The sequence below is a fragment of the Nocardiopsis coralli genome (genome assembly GCF_014892575.1).
Taxonomy (GTDB): Bacteria; Actinomycetota; Actinomycetes; order Streptosporangiales; family Streptosporangiaceae; genus Nocardiopsis; species Nocardiopsis coralli.
Genome location: NZ_JADBGI010000013.1, coordinates 1 through 19,427, shown reverse-complemented (window position 1 = coordinate 19,427; position 19,427 = coordinate 1). Strand labels below are relative to the sequence as shown.

Annotated in this window: 15 protein-coding genes and 1 CRISPR repeat array; of the genes, 8 read left to right on the top strand and 7 right to left on the bottom strand. The window is 67.0% G+C overall.

Annotated elements, in window-relative coordinates; all coding sequences use genetic code 11:
• Nucleotides 1-875: 875 nt before the first annotated feature.
• Nucleotides 876-2,327: a voltage-gated chloride channel family protein gene (locus tag IDM40_RS28235; protein WP_328807033.1), complete on the bottom strand. Its 1,452-nt coding sequence runs from the start codon at nt 2,325-2,327 to the stop codon at nt 876-878.
• Nucleotides 2,328-4,483: 2,156 nt separating this feature from the next.
• Here IDM40_RS28235 and IDM40_RS15670 point away from each other — a divergent pair.
• A complete protein-coding gene (locus IDM40_RS15670) occupies nt 4,484-4,987 on the top strand; it encodes a hypothetical protein (RefSeq protein ID WP_193122750.1) in 504 nt (167 codons plus the stop codon).
• Nucleotides 4,984-5,274, top strand: coding sequence for a transcriptional regulator (locus tag IDM40_RS15665; protein ID WP_193122749.1), 291 nt, complete (start codon nt 4,984-4,986; stop codon nt 5,272-5,274). The genes IDM40_RS15670 and IDM40_RS15665 overlap by 4 nt, the downstream gene beginning before the upstream one ends.
• A gap of 616 nt (nt 5,275-5,890) precedes the next feature.
• On the opposite strand, the gene IDM40_RS28230 is transcribed toward IDM40_RS15665, so the two are convergent.
• Entirely contained in the window at nt 5,891-6,334 is a 444-nt protein-coding gene (locus IDM40_RS28230; RefSeq protein WP_235997645.1) for a hypothetical protein, read from the bottom strand.
• Complete coding sequence (locus tag IDM40_RS15655; RefSeq protein ID WP_193122748.1) at nt 6,334-6,630, bottom strand: hypothetical protein; 297 nt, start codon at nt 6,628-6,630, stop codon at nt 6,334-6,336. The genes IDM40_RS28230 and IDM40_RS15655 overlap by 1 nt, the downstream gene beginning before the upstream one ends.
• A 570-nt stretch (nt 6,631-7,200) precedes the next feature.
• On the opposite strand from IDM40_RS15655, the gene IDM40_RS15650 reads away from it, so the two are divergent.
• The 6 genes from IDM40_RS15650 to IDM40_RS15625 all read left to right on the top strand — a co-directional run bounded on the left by IDM40_RS15650 (nt 7,201) and on the right by IDM40_RS15625 (nt 15,239).
• A complete protein-coding gene (locus tag IDM40_RS15650) occupies nt 7,201-7,461 on the top strand; it encodes a GntR family transcriptional regulator (protein WP_235997644.1) in 261 nt (86 codons plus the stop codon).
• A gap of 233 nt (nt 7,462-7,694) precedes the next feature.
• A CRISPR array of direct repeats spans nt 7,695-8,024; the repeat unit is 25 nt; unit sequence CCACCCCCGCGTGCGCGGGGAGCAC.
• 289 nt (nt 8,025-8,313) lie between these two features.
• On the top strand, nt 8,314-8,586 hold the full coding sequence (locus IDM40_RS15645; protein ID WP_193122747.1) for a GntR family transcriptional regulator: 273 nt from the start codon (nt 8,314-8,316) through the stop codon (nt 8,584-8,586).
• A 1,683-nt stretch (nt 8,587-10,269) separates the two neighbouring features.
• Nucleotides 10,270-12,591, top strand: coding sequence for a type IV secretion system protein (locus IDM40_RS15640; RefSeq protein ID WP_235997643.1), 2,322 nt, complete (start codon nt 10,270-10,272; stop codon nt 12,589-12,591).
• A 19-nt stretch (nt 12,592-12,610) separates the two neighbouring features.
• Entirely contained in the window at nt 12,611-13,276 is a 666-nt protein-coding gene (locus IDM40_RS15635) for a hypothetical protein (protein WP_193122746.1), read from the top strand.
• Nucleotides 13,277-13,284: 8 nt separating this feature from the next.
• Nucleotides 13,285-14,463 carry a C40 family peptidase gene (locus IDM40_RS15630; RefSeq protein WP_216630879.1) on the top strand — a complete coding sequence of 393 codons (1,179 nt, stop codon included), beginning with the start codon at nt 13,285-13,287 and terminating at the stop codon, nt 14,461-14,463.
• Between the two features lie 2 nt (nt 14,464-14,465).
• A complete protein-coding gene (locus IDM40_RS15625; RefSeq protein WP_193122744.1) occupies nt 14,466-15,239 on the top strand; it encodes a hypothetical protein in 774 nt (257 codons plus the stop codon).
• Nucleotides 15,240-15,253: 14 nt separating this feature from the next.
• Here IDM40_RS15625 and IDM40_RS15620 read toward each other — a convergent pair whose 3' ends face one another.
• From IDM40_RS15620 to IDM40_RS15605, 4 genes are all read right to left on the bottom strand, one after another.
• Nucleotides 15,254-15,805: a thymidine kinase gene (locus IDM40_RS15620; RefSeq protein WP_193122743.1), complete on the bottom strand. Its 552-nt coding sequence runs from the start codon at nt 15,803-15,805 to the stop codon at nt 15,254-15,256.
• Nucleotides 15,806-16,538: 733 nt separating this feature from the next.
• Entirely contained in the window at nt 16,539-17,414 is an 876-nt protein-coding gene (locus IDM40_RS28225) for a toxin-antitoxin system YwqK family antitoxin (protein ID WP_235997642.1), read from the bottom strand.
• Between the two features lie 309 nt (nt 17,415-17,723).
• Nucleotides 17,724-18,590 carry a toxin-antitoxin system YwqK family antitoxin gene (locus IDM40_RS27905; RefSeq protein WP_216630878.1) on the bottom strand — a complete coding sequence of 289 codons (867 nt, stop codon included), beginning with the start codon at nt 18,588-18,590 and terminating at the stop codon, nt 17,724-17,726.
• 102 nt (nt 18,591-18,692) lie between these two features.
• Entirely contained in the window at nt 18,693-19,004 is a 312-nt protein-coding gene (locus tag IDM40_RS15605; protein ID WP_235997641.1) for a toxin-antitoxin system YwqK family antitoxin, read from the bottom strand.
• Nucleotides 19,005-19,427: the final 423 nt, after the last annotated feature.

Sequence of the window (19,427 nt, the reverse complement as noted above, 5' to 3'; positions counted from 1 at the left end):
CCGCATGCGCGGGGAGCACCCGACTGGGACGAGCACTGGGACGGCCACAACAGGACCATCCCCGCGTGCGCGGGGAGCACATGCACATCGAGGAAGCCGCCCGCGTCGTGGACGGGCCATCCCCGCGTGCGCGGGGAGCACACGGAGCGGTTCATGCTCTCCGGAGACCGGATCTGGGCCATCCCCGCGCGTGCGGGGAGCACCATGTGCCAGGCGTGGCTCTAAAACTCTAGGGAGGACCACCCCCGCGTGCGCGGGGAGCACCTCTACCGCAGCGCCGACTGGGTCCTCTCGACGGGGCCATCCCCGCGCGTGCGGGGAGCACACCCAACATCTCCAATAAGCTCTCAGGCAAACGGGAACCATCCCCGCGTGCGCGGGGAGCACTCTTCCTGACCTGCATGTCTACCCGCGGGTAACCCGGAAATCTGCAACTTGTGCATGTCCGGATAACACGTGGGTCGTAGTTCCAGTACAGGGACAGGTGCAAGGAGAGGGGTAAGCGGTCACAGGCCCCAGTATGCCGGGAACCCGTGCCCGTGGGTCAGGCCCCGGTGCGTACAGGAAGGCGCACCGCTGGGACCGCTGGGACCGCCGGGCCCTCTGGGCCTCCCGAGCCCGTGAGGCCGCACGCCCGAGACGGATGCCGGGCCGCACACGTGGGGGCACGCCTGAGGCGAGAGGCGTGAGGAGGCGTGCGCGGGTGTGCGTAGGCCTACGCAGGCCTACGCATGCGCACGCCTGGCCCTCATCCCGAGCTCGATATCGAGGCCGGGTCCCGAGGCCCGAGGCCCGAGGTCCCGATCCCCGGGACCTGAGATCCGAGCCTCCACCCCGGCCCCGAGCCCCGCGGGCCATAGCCCAATCCCCAACACTCAGTCCCCGGTGAGGGCATCCTCCGGCGAGCGGAAGTACTCCACGGTGAGGTACGCCAGGTCGACGAGGCCCTGGTCGTCAGCCGGACGCACGTGCGTGACCAACTCCGCCAGCTCCTGCGCGTCGAAGTCCGCGTGCCCGAGCGTCGTGCCGCTGTCGGGGGACGCTTCAGTCCCGTCCGATTCTTCGGCCCCTCCGGAGCCGTCGGATTCCTGGGCGCCCTCGGGCCCTCCGGACCCGCCGTTCTGCGAACGGTCCGGCTCGTCCGTCCACGGACCCAGGTACACCACCCGGCCGGGCTCGTACTCGTACCGCACCGACTGCGGGGCACCGAGCTCCTCGACGTCCACGGAGCCCTCAGAACCCTCCGAGCCCGCAGAGCCCTCAGAACTCTCAGAGCCGTCTTCGGGGTCCTCCTCAGAGCCCACGAGCGGCTCCGAATCATCGACGTGCCACTGCGCGATCACCGTGTCGCCGGGACCATCCGTGCTGTCGGCACCTTCGGTGCCGTCCGCGCCTTCACCGTCCACCTGCAACTCCTCGCAGTACGAGCCCTCGTCGTCGCACCACGCGCGCAGCACCGCGTCCGGATCCTCGGCGGTGCGCTCGTCCGCCCACGTGGCGCTACGCAGGTACCCGCCGTCCCCGTCCTGGTAGAAGACGGTGAACACGGACAGCCAGTCCTCTTCGTCACCCTCGCCCTCGTGCATCGCATCGTTGATCTCGGACCGGAAGGGCTCCCACCCCTCCACGTCCAACACCGCGGCCTCGTCCTCGTGCTGGAGGTTGATCTGCCGCTGCTCCTCGGCCATCGACTCGACCTGAGACTCGCCCCGGTTCCACACCAGGACACCGGCGACGAGCATCACCACCGCCGCGACCGCAGCCGCCCAGCGCACCTGCACCCGTGCCCGGTCCCGGTCCCGTTCCTGGGTCCGGTCCTGTTCCTGGGTCCGGTCCTGGGCTCGCGCCGAGTCCGTTTCCCGAACCGAGTCCCCTTCCGGAACCGGATCCCCGTCCCGGCCCTGGTCCTGGCCCCGGCCTCGGCCTCGGCCTCGGCCTCGGACCCGGCCTTCGTTCCGACCCCGCCCCCGACGGGACACCAGCATCACCAGCGCCGACAACGGCGTCGCCAGCACCCCCGCGGTGAGCATCCCGTCCGCGGACTCCCCGAAACCGAGCAGCATCGGCACGGCCATGCTGCCGACGAAGCCCGCCAGCACGATCGCGGTGAACAGCACCATCGCCGCGGTCGGACGCGGGAAGCGGGCGGACACGAGCATGTGCCGGAACGCCCAGAACATGAACGCCGCCAGCGCCGTGCCCACCAACGGCGCCCCCACCGTCAGGCCCAGGCTCCCGCTCATGCCCCCGAGCGTGACGATCGGCGCCGTCAACGCCAGGATCAGCGTCTGCGCCACCGCGTACACGGTCGAGCCGATGAGCGTCACGAGCCAGGTGGAGACAGGGAACCGGGGAGGGCCGGACTGGTCGGGCTTCCCGGGCTGCCCGGACGGCTCGGACCGCGCGTTCTGCGCGTCTTGTGCGGCCTGTGAGGCCGGCTCGGTCGACCACGACTGCTCAGGGTGACCGGTCGGATCGGCTGGATCGGACCCGGACTGCCCCGACTGCTCGGACCATCGAGCGCCGTCGGCCTGCTGGCCCCCATGCGGCTGCTCCGACCCCGTGGACCCTTCCGCGCCCTGGGAATTTTCCGGCCCCGGCGACCCCTGCGGCCCCGGCGAGCCTTGCGATCCCTGAGGCGTCTCCGTCCCCTTCGCCCCCGAAGAGAGCCCAGCCGGCCGAGTCAGCCGCCCCGAATCCCGGTACTCCCCGCCCCCGTTCGGAGGGGAGGACCAGGTCTGGGGCGGCTGCTCGGCCGAGTCATTGTGCGCGTCCTCAGCGTGCTCGGCGTGTTCAGCGTCCTGCGCTTCGTGCCCGCCGTGCGCGCCTTCCGCGGCTTGAGCGTCCCGCGCGCTCTGCGCATCCGGTGCGTCCGCATCTCCCGGATCTTCCGGATCTCCCGGATCGCTCTTCGGTTGCTGCGGCTCCTTCGGCTCCTTCGGATCGTGCGGCTCTTGCTGTTGCCGCTCCTGCGGTCCCTGCGGGCCAGGCGCGCCCTGCGGATCGCGAGGGTTCTCGTCGGAGGTCATCCGGGCCTCTCGTGGTTAGGGGGTCGAGGGACGGGACTCGGGACTTGTGACTCGGGCGGGGCTCGGCTGGGGAGCGAGGCCCGAGGCCGAGGCTCGAGACCGAGGTTCGGATTCGAGGTCGAGGACAGGGGGTCGGGACCGAGAGATCACGTGGTCGAGAGGCCAAGAGATCGAGGGTCCAGGGGGTCGAGTGTCGAAAGGTTCGAGAGTTCGCGCCTGGCCGTTCCGGCTCTGCGACTGGGACGTACGGCAGAGCCGAGAGGTTCCTTCCATGTTTCCTCTTGGGGCCGGTGGGATGCATGGCGGGGGTGGGTCAGTACCGGCGGCGCTCTGCTGTGTGCGCTGGGTGTCCGAGGAGGAACGTGGGGGTGGAACTCGGTGGTGGAACGCGGACGTGGAACGCCGGGGCGGATCACGGGTGCGGGAGGCGAAGTCGGAAGCGCGTGCGGCGGAACGCGCGCCGCAGAACGCGGCGCGCAGAACGGGGAGCGCCCATCCCCGCATGCGCGGGGAGCACCTGTAATGAGTTCAGGGAGAAGGCTCCCACCTGGGGCCATCCCCGCGTGCGCGGGGAGCACCCGCTCGACGAGACCCGACTTCTGCGCATGCAGGGACCATCCCCGCGTGCGCGGGGAGCACGTCCCCTGTGGCAACGATCCTGAAGAAGTGCAGGGACCATCCCCGCGCGTGCGGGGCGTCACGAGGAGGCTCTCGACGAGCTCCAGGCGTACTGGGGACCATCCCCGCGCGTGCGGGGAGCACACAGGGTCGCGACCTTTCCGGGCAGTGCCCCGCACGTTGGCTGTCGCTGGGACCATCCCCGCGCGTGCGGGGAGCACAGAAGGGGGGAAGTGACGCCGACCGTAACGGCGGGACCATCCCCGCGCGCGGGGAGCACATGGAGGATGAAATGCCCGACCGCCGATACCTGGGACCATCCCCGCGTGCGCGGGGAGCACTACGACCCCTGGCCCCGGACCCAACAAGGGCTGGGACCATCCCCGCGTGCGCGGGGAGCACCAACTCCAACCCTGAAGGTCGGCACACATGCGGGGACCATCCCCGCGTGCGCGGGGAGCACTCTTTCTGACCTACGGTCCTACCGACGGGTAACCGGGATTTCTGCAAGTTGTGCATATCCGGATAACACGCGGGTCGAAGTTCCAATACGGAGGCGGGGGTAGGCGTTCACGGGCCCAGTATGCCGGATCCGACTTCACGGAACCGGCCTCGACCGCCGACCTCCGACTCCGGTGCCTTGCCCCCCCTGGGGGCTGCCCCCTGAGGGCTGCGCCCGGGGTAGTGCCACCGCCCCCGCGACATGCCGCCCCGCCCCGGACCAGCACCGAGCACGCCGGCCGGCGGTCACGTATGCCGATGCCGGATGCCGGTGGCGCCAGGAGGTCCAGCAAAAGTAGTTGCCACCATGGAAACTACCCAATACAGTTTCCTGCATGGAAACTATCGGACCCGACCCGAACTCGAACCCGCGCCCGAACTCGAACCCGGGATCGAACCAGAATCCGGCCCCGGGCCCCGATCCCGACCCCGACCCCGACAGCGCAGCTTCCGACCTCGAAGCCGTAGCCAACGCCGAACGCGCCGTGCGGGACCGCCCGTGGCCCACGTGGCTCTACCCCGCGAACGCGGTGCTCCTGGGGGCGCTGGCTCTGGCCCCGTTGCTTCCGGACCCGTTCAGTGTCGGGGTCTGGCTGGCGCTGGTGTTCGCTGTCGTGTTCCTCAACGCTTGGGCGGGACGACGGATGGGCACCCCCTTTGCGTTTCCGACCAGTCGTGGGTTCCTCTCGGCCGTAGCGATCGCGACCCTGTTCCTGGTCACGGCGATGCTCGTCGCACAATCGGGTGGACCCATCTGGATCGCCGTGGTTTGCGCGGCCGGCACGTCGGCCAGCTACGGCATCGGATCGATCGTGCACCACAGGAGCACCCGCCGATGAAGGGGCAGCTCGACCCGGTCATCCATCCCACGCATCGCTTGCGGATCTGCGCGATGCTCGCCGCGGGAACGACGGTGGAGACGGCCGTGCTCAAGGAGGAGCTCGGCCTGAGCCCCTCGGCGCTCAGCAAACAGATCACGGCGCTCGTCGACGCCGGATACGTGACGCAGAACCGTTTCTCGGCGGACTCCCGTCGGGCCTGGCTCGCGCTGACGAGGAAGGGGCAGAAGGCGTACCGCGCGCATGTGCAGGCGCTACGGGAGATCGTCGCCGACCCGGGGGACTGAAGTGCCCCTTCTGGGTCGCCGCTGAGGCCGGCGACTGAGGTTCGCCGCTGGGTTCCGCGACGGTTCCGGGGGTCCGGGGCGTCCTGGGGCGTACCGCGGGCCATCCCCGCGCGTGCGGGGAGCACGACGAGCAGGGCAACGAGACCCTCACCCCCATCGGACCATCCCCGCGCGTGCGGGGAGCGCAGGCCGGGGGTGATGTGCGCGGCGCGGCCGGAGGGACCATCCCCGCGCGCGCGGGGAGCACTTCATCACCGGTGTCGACTACCACTGTGTGGACGGACCATCCCCGCGTGCGCGGGGAGCACCGCCCCGTCGATGATCTCCTCACGTCCGAGGCGGGACCACCCCCGCGTGCGCGGGGAGCACTCTCCCTGACCTGCGGTCCTACCGAGGGGTAACCGAGATTTCTGCAAGTTGTGCATATCCGGATAACACGTGGGTCGAAGTTCCAATGCTGGGGCGGGGGTAGGCGTTCACAGGCCCAGTATGCCGGGGCCTGTCCCCGAAGGAACAGGCCCCGGCTCCTCGACCGCGCCCGGCGTCACCGGCTCACGGTGTGACCCCAGGTGGCGGGCTCACGGCCATGGGCCAAGACCTCGGGTCACAGCCTCGGTCACAGCCCTGGCCACGGACGTGGTCGGGGGAGAGGGTGCGGGGACTGGTCCTCGGTCGAGCGTGAGCCCGACCCCGGGCCCGAGCCCGAGCACGAACCCGAGGGTGAGTCCGGCCCAGAGAGCGCCCCCGAGCCCGGCCCTGAACCCGGCCCCGAGTCCGTCTCCGAACCCAGGCTCGGCCCCCGGCGCGGTCCGGGATCGATGAGGCCGCAGTCGCTCACGCGGCCGGGCACGCGCGGCTCCGACAGGGCGTGGTCGAGGAGTTCGAGGGCCTCTTCGGCGTCGCCGTCGCGTTGCAGGAGGGCGAGGGCTTCGCGTACGGCGTTGGTCCGGCGGCGCAGTCCGCGTACGAGGAGGAAGTCGGCGACCGGGTGCGGCCCGGGTTCGACATCCAGCGCTTCGCAGACGGCGTCCAGGAACTGAGCGGTGTGGATGTCCATCATCAGGCCGCCTCCGCCATCACGAATGCTTCTGTCGGAACAGGTCGCTTGCGCGCAACAGAGCGCTCGGCGCGGACGGAGTGCGGGGATCCCGGGGAGCCCGGTACACCGGAGGCGCCCAAGGCGCCCAAGGCGCCCGGGGCACCCGGACCAGTGGGGCGCAGCTGCGCAGCACGGTCCTGGTCGGCGAGCGCGCACAGCACCGCGAGTGCCAGCTGTCGGCTCTCGACCGGGCGGGCGCCGGTGGCGCGCCCGGTCACGAAGCAGCGTCCGCGCACGATCGCGGCCGGCACGGACACGTTGACGCTGTCAGGAACCTGCGGCCCCGGACCGAAGCCCGATGTGAGCGACGACCGCGGAACCGGCGAGGGCTCCGGCGCAGCGTCGGAAGGGCGCCGTGGCGCGGGGAGTCGTGGTGCGGGAACCCGCGCTCCGTAGAGCGCTGGAGCGGAGGGTTCCGGGGCAGGGAGCCACGGGCTCTCCCCGGTCGCGGGTTCGACCTCGTCCCCCTCGCCCCCGGATTCGGAACCGGGGACGGGAGTGATGGTTGCTGCGGGGATGCGCTCGGCGTAGCGGCGTACGCGACGGGCCCGACGGGGGCGGCGCTGGAGCTCGCCAACCAACTCCCGGACATATCCCAGGGGAGAGATATGGACGCCGCAGCTTGGCCGGACCAGCCGCAACAGTCCGTACAACATATGGATAAGGTGCTTCACGACAGCGCTCCTTCACAGCGTTGTCCGGGCCCCGGACGTGCCAGCGTCGCGGGGCCGCCTTCATTTATGAAGTCTTGACTCTACAGGAGAAAGCATAGCTCTGCATAGCTTTCCTTTCCTTTTAGTAGGTCATCTTAGGTCTAGCGTGCTCGCATGCACGAAGAGGACGTACCGAAGATCCCAGCCGACGGTCCAGGGCTGCGCTACATGGCTGTGGCTGACCACATCTCCGCTGCGGTTGACACCGGCAAGCTCAGACCGGGATCGCGACTCCCGCCGGAGCGTGAGCTCGCCGAGAGTTACGGGGTTTCTTACATGACGGTTCGGCGTGCCATGAAGGAGCTCAGGGAGCGCGGCGTTGTCGTCTCCGTTCACGGCAAGGGAACGTTCATCGCAGAGCCTTCCGGAGACTGAGCTCTGCTCGCGGGGCAACTGCCCTGCGGTCCTCGCCTCGGGGCATCCCGCGGGCCGAGTAGCGCTCCCCTTGCTCCTTGTGGAGTTTCGAGAGGACGCGCCGCGATGGCGTCAGATCGCCGATGAGCTGGAGAAGTGCATCGATGAGGGTCGCTACGCGCCCGGCTCGCGTGTGCCGTCCATGAACACTCGACCCGTGTTGGCGGTGGGTCTATTCCGGCCGCCTCGAAGGGCCATCCCCGCGTGCGCGGGGAGCACAACCAGGCCTCCATCCAAGGGTCCTGGGTAGGGGGACCATCCCCGCGTGCGCGGGGAGCACAGCGATGGGCTGGTTCCAGCCGTGGCTGGAGCGGGACCACCCCCGCGTGCGCGGGGAGCACGGCAACATGCCCAACGACAAGAAGCCCGGACCGGGGCCACCCCCGCGTGCGCGGGGAGCACCGAACCCGGAACCTGTCGTGACCGTGTCAGCGGGGACCACCCCCGCGTGCGCGGGGAGCACCCGGGGCTGCGGGCCCTGGTCGCCCACCTGGAGGGACCACCCCCGCGTGCGCGGGGAGCACTCTTCCTGTCCTGCGGTTCTACCGGCGGGTAACCGGGATTTCTGCAAGTTGTGCATGCCCGGATAACACGTGGCTCGAAGTTCCAATGCAGGGGCAGAGGTAAGCGTTCACGGGCCCAGTATGCCGGGAGTACCCCCTCTGTGGGCAGGGGCGTGTCAGATCGCTGGCGAGCTGGAGGGGCGCTGCGCGCCCCGGGAGGAGTGTGTCTGCCCCATCCATCGGCCGTGCCTGTGTTGTCATCCACAGGCTCGACTTGGCCGCCCTGACGCACGGTGCCAATCTCTGACGCATGGGAGAAGCGAGCATTCCGAGCGGCTACGGCCCCGAGAGCGAGCTGGTGAGCGGTCCTGACCCGGTGTGGCTGCAGCTCGCAGCGGTTCTCGTCGCGCGGATCGAACGTGGTGACTACCGAGTGCTCAGCCCGATTCCGAGTCTCACGCAGCTTGAGCAGGAATTCGGCGTCGCACGTGGCACGATCCGCAAGACCACGGCGCTCTTGGCGGAGCGCGGCTACGTGCGAATCGTGAACGGTAAGGGCGTCTACGTCCTGCCTTCCGAGTAGACCGAGCTTCCGCGCGCAGCTGCTCGTTCGTCGCCGACTGTCCCAGTGGCGTCAAGCGGGGCGCCTTCGGCGCGCGTCCCGTCCTTCCCAGCGTGCTTGAGGCCACCCATCCCCGCGTACGCGGGGAGCACGGTCACGGGCACGTCGTCATGAGTTTGGCGACGGGACCACCCCCGTGTGCGAGGGGAGCACAGCACGGACTGTTCCTCGTCATCCGGCTCCCGGGGACCACCCCCGCGTGCGCGGGGAGCACAGCGCCATGACGGCGTCTTTCTTCGTGGTGGCGGGACCACCCCCGCGTGCGCGGGGAGTACCCGAGATGATCCAGACACCCGCCGACCAGGCCAGGACCATCCCCGCGTGCGCGGGGAGCACTCGGTCGGCCAGTTCGGGTACCCGCACGTCGGGGGACCATCCCCGCGTGCGCGGGGAGCACGTGCCGGACACCACCAGGGGGTCAGCAGCGGCGGGACCACCCCCGCGTGCGCGGGGAGACACGAAGGCGGCGATGAGCTCCTCCTGGGCCAGGTGGGGCCACCCCCGCGTGAGCGGGGAGCACCACGCCGACGGACACGGGTTCGACCCCCGTCGGGGGCCATCCCCGCGTGCGCGGGGAGCACGGTCTTGAACAGGAGCTGCTCGAAGAGATCCGCGGGCCATCCCCGCGTGCGCGGGGAGCACTCTTCCTGAGCTGCGGTCCTACCGACGGGCAACCGAGATTTCTGCAAGTTGTGCAGCCCCGGACAACACGTGGCCTCAGTTCGTGGTCGGGTCCTGGTCGGGTGTGCGCGGCCCCAGTATGCCGCGGCCGGGTGCGCGCAGAACAGGCCTCGGTCCAACCAAGACAGTGGGCCAGAAGGGGGGAGCCCGGCGGCCTTGGGCCGGCACTCGCCGCCGGCGCTAGATCTTCGCCCCACGTCGCATCCCCCACGCCCCACACCCCACGCTTCGCTCCCCCGGTCGGCAGGCCTCGGCGCACAACGCTCGTGCCCCACTCTGCCGACAGCGGCCCCGCAAAGGGCCGACAGAGGACGGCGGCAGGGCGCACGTGCGGGCTCAGGCGGCCGGAGCCGCCGGAGCGGTCCGACCGCCGAAGCGGCCGGCGCGGCCTCCTGGGTTCCGGGCCGGCTCCCAGAGCCCTCCACGACTCCGGGGTGGGAGGGGTTGCAAGACCGCCGTGCACGGTGTTTGCCTCGCCCGTGTAGGACCGTTTCGGTCCTGCGACAATGTGCTCTCGGGACTCCACGGAAGGTGAGACCCCGACCCCCGCGAAGTCCGAATGATGGCCGAATGTCCAACTTTCAAGCGGAAAGTGGATGTGATGCCGACCATACTCCCTGGACGGTCAGCAAATTGTGTCCTCATGTTCCACCGCAGTTCCGGGTGACCGGGCACGTCCACTACCTGCGGAAATAGTGACAGGTGCGACGCATGGTCACGCTCCGGATGCCCGGATTGCCTGCTCGGGCGCAAAACCCGTCGCGTTGCGAACAACCCGCGACCCCCGGATGGAGCACCATGGAGGATGGGGTAGAGACATGCGGGGGTCTGAGGTTCGAGCGCTGAGCTCATTGAGCTGAACGAGCTCATTGTTGTTGTGCGCTCGAATGGAACCCGGTGTCACCCGTCTTCCGACGACCTTCCGATGAACCCTCGGCACGAACACGACGCGGGAGCCAGTAGATGACGACGCATCAGCACGGCCCGAAGCGGAGCTGGCGACGCGTGGTGATGATGCTTCTCCTCAGCGCCGGGTTCCTGCTGTTGCCGATCACCGGGGCCCAGGCGAACCCCTTGGACGAGATGTGCCCGGGAGAGCCGGCGCCCTTGCCGGAGTCAGCTGGTGTGGGCTCTGACGGGCTATTGGTGCCTCCTCAGTCCCAGGACGCGATCGACAACTCTCCGGAAGGCCTGCCCCCGGATTCCAGTATGTATGGCCAATATGGCACTGCTGGAACTCAGTGGCACATGATCACGGAAACGTGCATCGATGGGATTTCTGAGGGGGCCCAGGCTACACTTTCAAATACAGCTTGGGATCTTTCCAAGACTATTAATCAGTCCACCATTACGGTCTATCAGGCGGCCACGTCAGATGGACTTCTCAGTAGTCTCACGGAGATGGTGGAGGACGGTGTGGCGGCCCTCCGGGATGGTGTTTGGCGTCCACTGATCCCAACGTTGATTATTCTGGGAACCATCTGGCTGGGCTGGTATGGCCTCATCAAACGGCGCATGACACTCACGCTCGAATCCTCCCTCTGGATGATTCTGGCTACGGCTATGGGGATGTGGATCCTTGTCCAGCCTGCGACAGTCATGGGCCTTGCGAACAGCCTGGTGAACTCTGGGACCCAGCTCGTTACCAGCGCCGTAGGGCAGATACCCAATCAAAGCTCAGGGGCGGGCGTCTGTCCTGCAAATGCCCAGCAGGCGGAGCGAGCTGACTGGGAGTCGGAAGCCGACTACCAGGTGCGTCGGAACGCTGACATGTTGTGGTCAAGCCTGGTGTGTCAACCGTGGGTTGCAGGCCAGTTCGGTAGTGGTGTTGAGGCGCGCTCTGCTGAATTCGCGCATGGCACGGACCTGATGGCAGCTCAAGGTATTACTCGTGTTGAGCAGCAGCAGATCATCGACGAAGAGGTCGATGCAGTTGAGCTCATGAGTGATAAGCAAGATTCCTATTCAGATATTGCCGGTGATATCGAAGAGAACTATGCCAGCGTCTATCCCCTGTTCTCCGGTGAAGATCCGGGGAGTCGTATCGGGGTTGCCTCGCTTGCTCTCTTTTCGTCAATCTTCGCTGGAGGATTGATTCTTGCTGCGTCTGTCGCGCTGATTGTCCTGAAGATAGCGTTTCTCCTTCTTTTTCTCTTGGCTCCAATATTCTTCCTGATTGGTATCCATCCTGGCTACGGCCGGATGGTCCTTCTGCGTTGGTTGGAACTCATAGTCGGACTTCTGCTCAAGCAGATTTTTATCGTCATGCTGATCTCGTTGTTGGTGATGGCTTACGGGATGATCATGTCGAGCAACTTGGGCTGGGGTCTTCAGATGATCCTGCTTGCCTTGTTCACGCTGGCACTCTTCATCTACCGGAAGCCCTTCGCGCACCTGTTCAGCTCGGTCAACGCCAACAGCTTCACCTCACGTGTGGTCAGTGACGCAGCGCAGAGCCAGGCGCTGGGCCGGAGCGCGGCTGTTCTCCCCCCGGTGGCCTACGCCAGGGCGCAGAACTGGGGCCGTCGTCGGGCTCCGCAGCTTGCTGCCGGCGCTGCTGGAACGCCCGCGGGGAACGGCACGGACCAGCCGGTGCCTCAGGACGACGCCCCCACGCCGGACCGCGAACCTGCGCGCGCCCGCGCACGTGGCGGATACGGCCGCGTGCGTGGCAACGACGCTCCGCCTCCCCTGAACGTCAACCGCAACGGCGGTTCCGGGGGCGGGGGTCCGCGTCCCGGCCCCGGTCCCGGGGGCAGGAGTACGGAGGAAGCGCCCAACCTCCGGGGATCGCAAGGCTCCTCCATTCCGCCTCGCCCCAGCGGTGGTTACACCGGAACCGGTGACAGCGGTTGGGGCGGCGTCTTCGGGACGGCCCCCGGAGGCCGCTCTGATGGTTCCAGGAGCAATGAGGGAAGCGGCGGCGGATTCGTCGGCGGTGTACCAGCGGGCGGGGGCCGAGCTGCTGCTGCCGAACGTCCCGCCCCGGGGAGTGGCCGGGGCATTTTCCAGGGCCGAGAGGACACCCCGCCTCAGGGCGCGCTCGGTGGGCAGAGCTCCCGTTGGGGAGCGCCCCGAGAGAAGCGTGAGCGCAAGGCACCGCCACGCCAGCCCAGGCAGGCTCCGGCCGCTCCCTCCAAGCGTGGTGACGGGGAAGGAAGCTGGCTGACCGGCTCCAATAAGCGGAACGACAACGCCCCGATCACCCCCTTCTGGGGCGAAGGCGGTTCCGGCGGAACCCGGGACCGTAAGCGTGACGTCCCCTTCTGGCTGAACGACGACTGACGGATGAAATCCTCGACCCATGCCGAACCCACTCTCAGAACAGGCGCAGCGCAGGGTCATCATCGCGCTGATCGTCGCCCTGATCGCGTTCGGGGTGTACTTCTTCGTCTCTGGATTCGGTGACGACGGAGAAGAACAAGCTGCCCCGGAAGACGAACAGGGTGGGCGAGAAGGGCAAGGGACCGCTGAGTCGCCTGACGGCTTCTCGACGGTCGAACCGAGCCCGATACCGACCACGGGGGAAGAAGACATCGACGTTCTCGACTGGTTCCCCTTCAGCGAGGACGAGCTTCTCGCCGCTGGTGCTAAGGCCCGGGAATTCGGCGAGGCCTACGGGACCATCGACTACAACGAGGACCCGGAGGTCTACTTCGCCGGCATGGAGGAGCTCGCCACCGATGAGTACGCCGACGTGCTCTCCGAGAACACCCGGGCCGGCGCCTTCTGGGAGGAAGGGTCCGAGGCCGGAGCGGTTGCCGAAGGGCGGGCTGAGGTCGAGTCAGTGCGGACGTACGGCGGCGACTCGATCACCTTCGTGGTCGAGGTGCAGTCCATCACCGAGACCGCCGACTCCGGCTTCGACGAAGACCTGGGTGAGTTCGCGGTGACCGTGACCAGCGAAGGCCAGGGGTGGCAGGTACACGACTTCCAGCCCGCCGAGGCCGGACAACACGGGGAGGAGTGACCTCTACCTTGAACCCCCTCTTCGCCGCCCGTAGAGCAGAGCACGCCCGTCGTGGGACTGCCCTGACATGGGTTGGTGTGGTCGTTGCAGTGGCTGCCGCTGCGGTCACGGTTGCGCTCCTGCTGGTGACTACGTTCATCACCCAGACCCAGCAGCAGCTGGCCGCCCTGATGGGCCTCGGAATGATCTGCTCCGAAGATGTCGAGACGCAGCAGCCGGATGCCAGTGGATACGCCAACGACTCCATCCCAGAGAACTATCTCGAGCTCTACAAGGAGGCGGGGGAAGACCGGGGCATCCCCTGGAACGTGCTCGCCGGGGTCGGGCAAGTGGAGTCCCATCACGGCCGTTGGGAAGGGCCCGGGATCACCGAGGGACACAACGACTGGGGCGCGGCCGGCCCGATGCAGTTCGGCTCTCTGGACGGATCAGCGGCCGGCAACAGTTGGGGCGGAGAGCCGATCCAGGATGTCGAGGACCGCCCCGAAGAGGGGTACGGGGTCGACGGCAATGACGACGGGGTCGTCAACGTCTACGACCCGGCCGACGCCATCCCCGCTGCTGCCGATTACCTGATCGCGCACGGGATCGAGGACGACGTGCGTCAAGCGATCTACGGCTACAACCACGCCTGGTGGTACGTGGACGACGTGCTCGAATGGGCCGATCGTTATGCCGAAGGGGACTTCACTACCTCGGACCCCAGTCAGTCAGCGGTGGAATGCGAGCTGGACGAAGACGGGGAACCGATCGGTACCGCCCCGGACGAACTCTCTCAGGCGGTCGTGGACTGGGCTCTTGACCAGCGCGGACTTCCGTACATCTGGGGCGGCACCGGCCCGGAAGGCTACGACTGCTCCGGCCTGGTGATGAAGGCCTACGAGAGCATCGGGGTGACGATCCCTCGTGTTTCGCAAGATCAATGGGAGTTCGGCCCCGAGATCGACGAAGGCGAGGAACAACCTGGTGACCTGGTCTTTTTCGATGTTCAGCGTGAGGGGGAGCCTCCGGGGCCTGGTCACCTCGGAATGGTTGTCGGTGATGGGCTCATGGTCGAGGCCTGGTGCACCAACTGTGGGCCGATCGCCGTGCGCGAGTACGATGACCCCAATCGTGCGGACATCATGGGATTCACCCGCCCGCTCGAACACCCCGATGTGAAGTCGCAGCTGGAGGCGCAGGGTTAATCGTGACTGAGACGGATGAGAAGCACGAGAACCCTGGGGAGAAGACGCCGGTCAAGCAGGGGCTGCACGGGTGGAAAGCCGCGCTCGCGATGTTCGGATGCGGAACTCTTGCGGCCTTCGCGGTGTTCGGTGTCATTGCCTGGGTGCTGAATACGGTGTTCTCCTCCTTCTCCTCCGGGGTGGACTCCAATGAAGGGGCTCAGTACGCGCCCCAGCCACCTGACACCCCTCGCGAGGAGTTCGAGTCAGACCTGTTCGACATGTGTGGGATCGTCGAGAACGAGGGCCAGGGGCGCGTTGAGTGGTCCGAGAACCCCGGAAGCATCGATGACTCATCCCTCGATGGAGGGGAACCAGGCGACAACGACCTTGTGCGCTCTGACGAGTGCTCCGGTGGCATGACCCCGTCGGGTGTTGACTCAACTGCTTCGTGGGATTTTACGTTCGAGTATGAGGCGGTCATCTACGCACCTCAAGATGATCGCGAGGAACTGGCGTCCCAGTCGTATGACGAGTGGATGAATACGGCAGAGCCTGAGCTGGGTGAGGTGCAGGACACGGGAGAATCCCCGCTCGGCGATGAAGCGACCTACTTCTACGGTACGCCGGAGAGTGGCTCCGGAACTATGTATGTAGTAGTTGTTCAGCAGAGAAGTGCTGTGTATCAGATGACGATGTCATCCACAGATGATGTCTCACTGGGATCGTATAACGCTGAAGCGAATGAGTTCAGGGCGCGGCTGGACCGTGAGTTCTTTTCTCTGATCCCGGAGTAACGTCCGTTCTGCCCTCAGGCCACGCCAGCCATGAAGTGGTGCCTGCACAGGGTCGTGTACGACTCGTTCCCGCCGATGTGCACCTGCTCGCCCCGGTACACCATCACCCCATCCACCACACGCGCGTTGTGCGTGGCCCGGTTCCCGCACCAGCAGCGGGCGTAGACCGGCAGGACCTCTATCTTGTCCGCGAGCTCCACCAACCTCTTCGACCCGGGGAAGAGCTGCCCCTGGAAGTCCGTGAGGATCCCGTAGCAGTACACGTCGATCTTCATCCCGTCGACGACCCCGGCCAGCTGCCCCACCTGCTTGTGCGACAGGAACTGCGCCTCGTCCATGATCACGTACGGCACGTTGCGTTCCGCGATGTCGTCGTAGAGGTCCAGATCATCCCCGACCTCGGCGGCGGTCGCCTTGAGCCCCAGCCGTGAGGAGATGATCCCCGAGCCGGCCCGGTCCTGCTTGGTGTAGAGCACGCCCTGACCCCCGCGGGAGTGGTGTTCCTGGAGAGCCATGGTGCTCTTGCCCGAGTTCATCGAACCGGTGAAGTACTTGAGCTCGGCCATGCGTGGGGTCTTCCTGCGTCCTCGGTCCGGGCGGCGGGTCGGTTCGGGTCGGGGTGTGGGGCTGCGGGTAGGCGGGCCTGCGGGCCAGTGGTCCGTGGGCCTGTCGGCCCGTGGGCCCGTGGGCCCGTGGGCCCGTGGGTCCGTGGGGCGGTTCGGGGAGCGGGCGGGGGTGCAGCGTTGCGGTCCTCGGCCTCCCTCGGCCTCGGTGCCTCGACCCAATGGACCAGCAGCGAAGATACCAGCGCGTTTCGGGTCGGATGTTCGGGTACCGGGTATGCGGCCGGCGTGCGTGGTCAGGGTCTCGTGGCCGCGCCGAGGAGAGTTGTCGCGGTGGAGGCGGGGTCACCTGCGGGTTGTGTGTGGGGTTCGGTCTTTGCGCTTCGTCTGTGGCACCTGCCGGCGCTCGCGCTCCACACAGGGCGTCCTCATGGGTCGGCGTCGCGAGAGGCGGGCACGCCCCCATGGCTGAGCACGACGAGAAGGCGACATGTACCCAGTGGGGAGCTCCGCGAGAGGTTGGGGCGCACCTGTGGGCGAGCGCTCCCGGGAGGCGACGCCTCTTCAGCAGCCGGTGCCCGCGAGTGGACGGGGCGTCCTGGCGGTGAGGCTCGCGTGAGCAGGAAGGGCCTACCGAAACTGGCGTCTCGGGGGCATGGGGCGTTCCGGGTGGCGGACGTCGATGCCGTGATGCCGTGGTCGGTCGGTCTCGTAGCTCCCCAGATCCGTAGATCCTTCAGAACCAGAGCCAGGGCGCGGGACGTTCCTGTCCGGTGTCGGGGTCGGTCCACAGGTGTGTGGGTTCGTGGTGTTGCTCGTGGGCGAGGTTTCCGGTCTCGTCGAAGTGGCGGTCGATGATGCGGTTGCCCAGGGCGTCGTAGACGGTCTCGCTCAGCAGACGGCCGGTCTCGTCCCACTCGTGCCATGGACCCACGCGGCCGTAGGGGTGGTGGAGCACGCCTTGGAGTACGAGCTTTCCGGACGGTGCCCACTCCCAGACAGGCCCTTCGTCTCGGCCGTCCAGGACCTGGCGCATGCGGGTGCGTCCCTGATCCGTCCGGGACAGCAGGTACCCCCAGTAGGCTTCGCCCCTCAGGCGCGACTTCTCATCGCGAGGATCCCACCGGAGCTCGCTCTCAGGCACCACCGCGGTGAGGTCGAAGCTGTAGTTCTTTGCACGATCGCCGAGCTGAGCTCTCGGGGTCTGCATCCACGGGACAAAACCCAGCCCCAGGTCTTCGAAGGCACGGTCGTAAAAAATGCCCTGCTCCCGCCGGTCCGAACGCAACCGGCCGTCTTCGCCCCACTTCCTCAGCACACGGTTGGATCCATCGAACCCTGCGATGGTCTCGGATCGCACGCGACCGTGCTGATCCCACTCCACTTCTGCACCCAGGGTCATGCCGCCGAACTGGAGGGGCGTGAAGTGTGTAAGCGTCCCCGTTTCAGGGTGCACCCCGTAGTACATCCCGAATTCGAAGCCACTGATGAAAGACTGGACGTCGATAGAATCGCTGTCGTGGGTGACGCTGTAGCCAGTGAATTCCTCCCCATGGAACAGGGCAAGCCCCTTTTCGGAGTAGCTGACTTCACGGCCGTCTGCTCTGATCATCTGTACCCTCGACATTCCTGACGTCACGGAGGCGTGTGGCTGTCTCGTCCGGGCATCCTTGCCCCCGTCCGGGATGGCGCTGCGGGTGTCGCAGCATGGGCCAGGGCCGCGCCCCTACGCCGCTCTTCAGGTCTTCTGCATCGGCGCTGACCGTTGATCATTCTCGACCGCTGCCTGCCGGGCTCGCGGTGGACCGTGGGCGGTGGCCGGTGGTCGCTGCCGGCCCCGCTGTCGCGTTCCTCGACCCTGTCCGGTCTCGGTTCTCGGTCTTGGTCTCGGTGGGGGAGTCACCGTATTGGCGTAGGTGGGTCAGAACCAGAGCCAGGGTGCGGGGCGTTGCCGACCGGTGTCGGGGTCGGCCCAGAGGCTTGTGGGCTCGTGGTGTTGTTCGTGGGCGAGGTTGCCTGCGTCGTCGAAGTGGCGGTCGACCATGTGGTTGCCCAGGGCGTCGTAGATAGTCTCGCTCGCAAGTCGGCCGGTTTCGTCCCACTCGTGCCAGGGGCCCACGCGTCCGTAGGGGTGGTGGAGCACGCCTTGGAGCACGAGTTTGCCGGACGGTGCCCATTCCCAGACCGGGCCTTCCTCTCGGCCGTCCAGGAGTTGGCGCATACGAGTGCGTCCCCGACCCGTCGTGGACACGAGGTGTCCCCAGAACGCTTCACCACAAAAACGGAACCTCTCGTCCAGCGCATCCCAGGTCACCATGGAGGGATGCACGCCGGACAAGAATCTGCGCGGGTCGAGCGAGCTTTCGCTCAGGAGCTTTGGTGTTTCGATCCACGGTACAAAGTCCCGCCCGGAGTCACGCTGCAAGTTCTCCTGGCTGACGGTCCTGCTGCGCTTGTCGAGGGAGAGTGAGCCGTCGGGATCCCACTCTCTGACGACCCTCACGCTTCCCCGGTCGTCAGTGATCCTCTCTTCGCGCAGGCAACCCTCTTGCCATTCATACAGGCCCCCGAAAGTGCATCCCCCCTGTGTGGAGTTCATGTAACTGACGAGGGATCCGGAGTCGGGGTCGATCGAGAACTCCACCCCCACGACAACCCCGTGCACGAAAGAGCGGATGAGCAGTTCCCCGCCGTCCTCCTCCATGCTGTATCCCGTGTACGGGTGGCCCTGCATGAAGGCGGTCATTTCCTCGGGAAAATCCAAGAACTCAGAGCTGGTCTTGCGCATCGAGTTCCGTTCCCCCTCCCGTGCGCTCCCGCATGGCGTTGCTTGCTGCTCCCGGCGCCCCGTTGGGGCGGGGTAGCGGGGGTCGTGTTGCTCCTGTCGCTGTCAGCACCGGAACCAGAGCCAGGGGGCGGGGCGTTCCTGCCCGGTGTCGGGGTCGGTCCAGAGGCTTGTGGGCTCGTGGTGTTGTTCGTGGGCGAGGTTGCCTGCGTCGTCAAAGTGGCGGTCGATGATGTGGTTGCCGAGGGCGTCGTAGATGGTCTCGCTCGCCAGGCGGCCGGTTTCGTCCCACTCGTGCCAGGGGCCCACGCGTCCGTAGGGGTGGTGGAGCACCCCCTGAAGTACGAGCTTGCCGGACGGCGCCCACTCCCAGACCGGCCCCTCTTCCTGGCCGTCCAGGACCTGGCGGGTGCACATTCGCCCATCTTGGGAGAACGAGCTCAGGACACCCCAGAAGATTTCTCCTCGCAAGCGATATGTTTCATCCAGGGGATCCCAGCGGATCTCAGTGTCAGACACGGTTGTTCGAAAGCTCGGGCTTGAGGAACTTCCTGGCACTGAAATATTCGGCCTCTTTGCCCAGGGGACAAAGTCCATGCCCAGCTTGCGCATGTAATCATCATTTCCAATTTCTTTTGAGCGCACGTCCGATTGCAAGCTCCCATTCTCTTCCCATGTCCTCTGCACGCGGACGGATCCAGAGCGTCCAATAACCGTTTCCATCGTGAGTCGGCCGAAATCGTCCCAGGAAAAACTTCCGCCGGCTGGGCGTCCTTGAAGGTCGAGCGGGGTCAGATCGACCAGTGAGGTGATCTCAGTGACTGGGAATCAGTAGAAAAC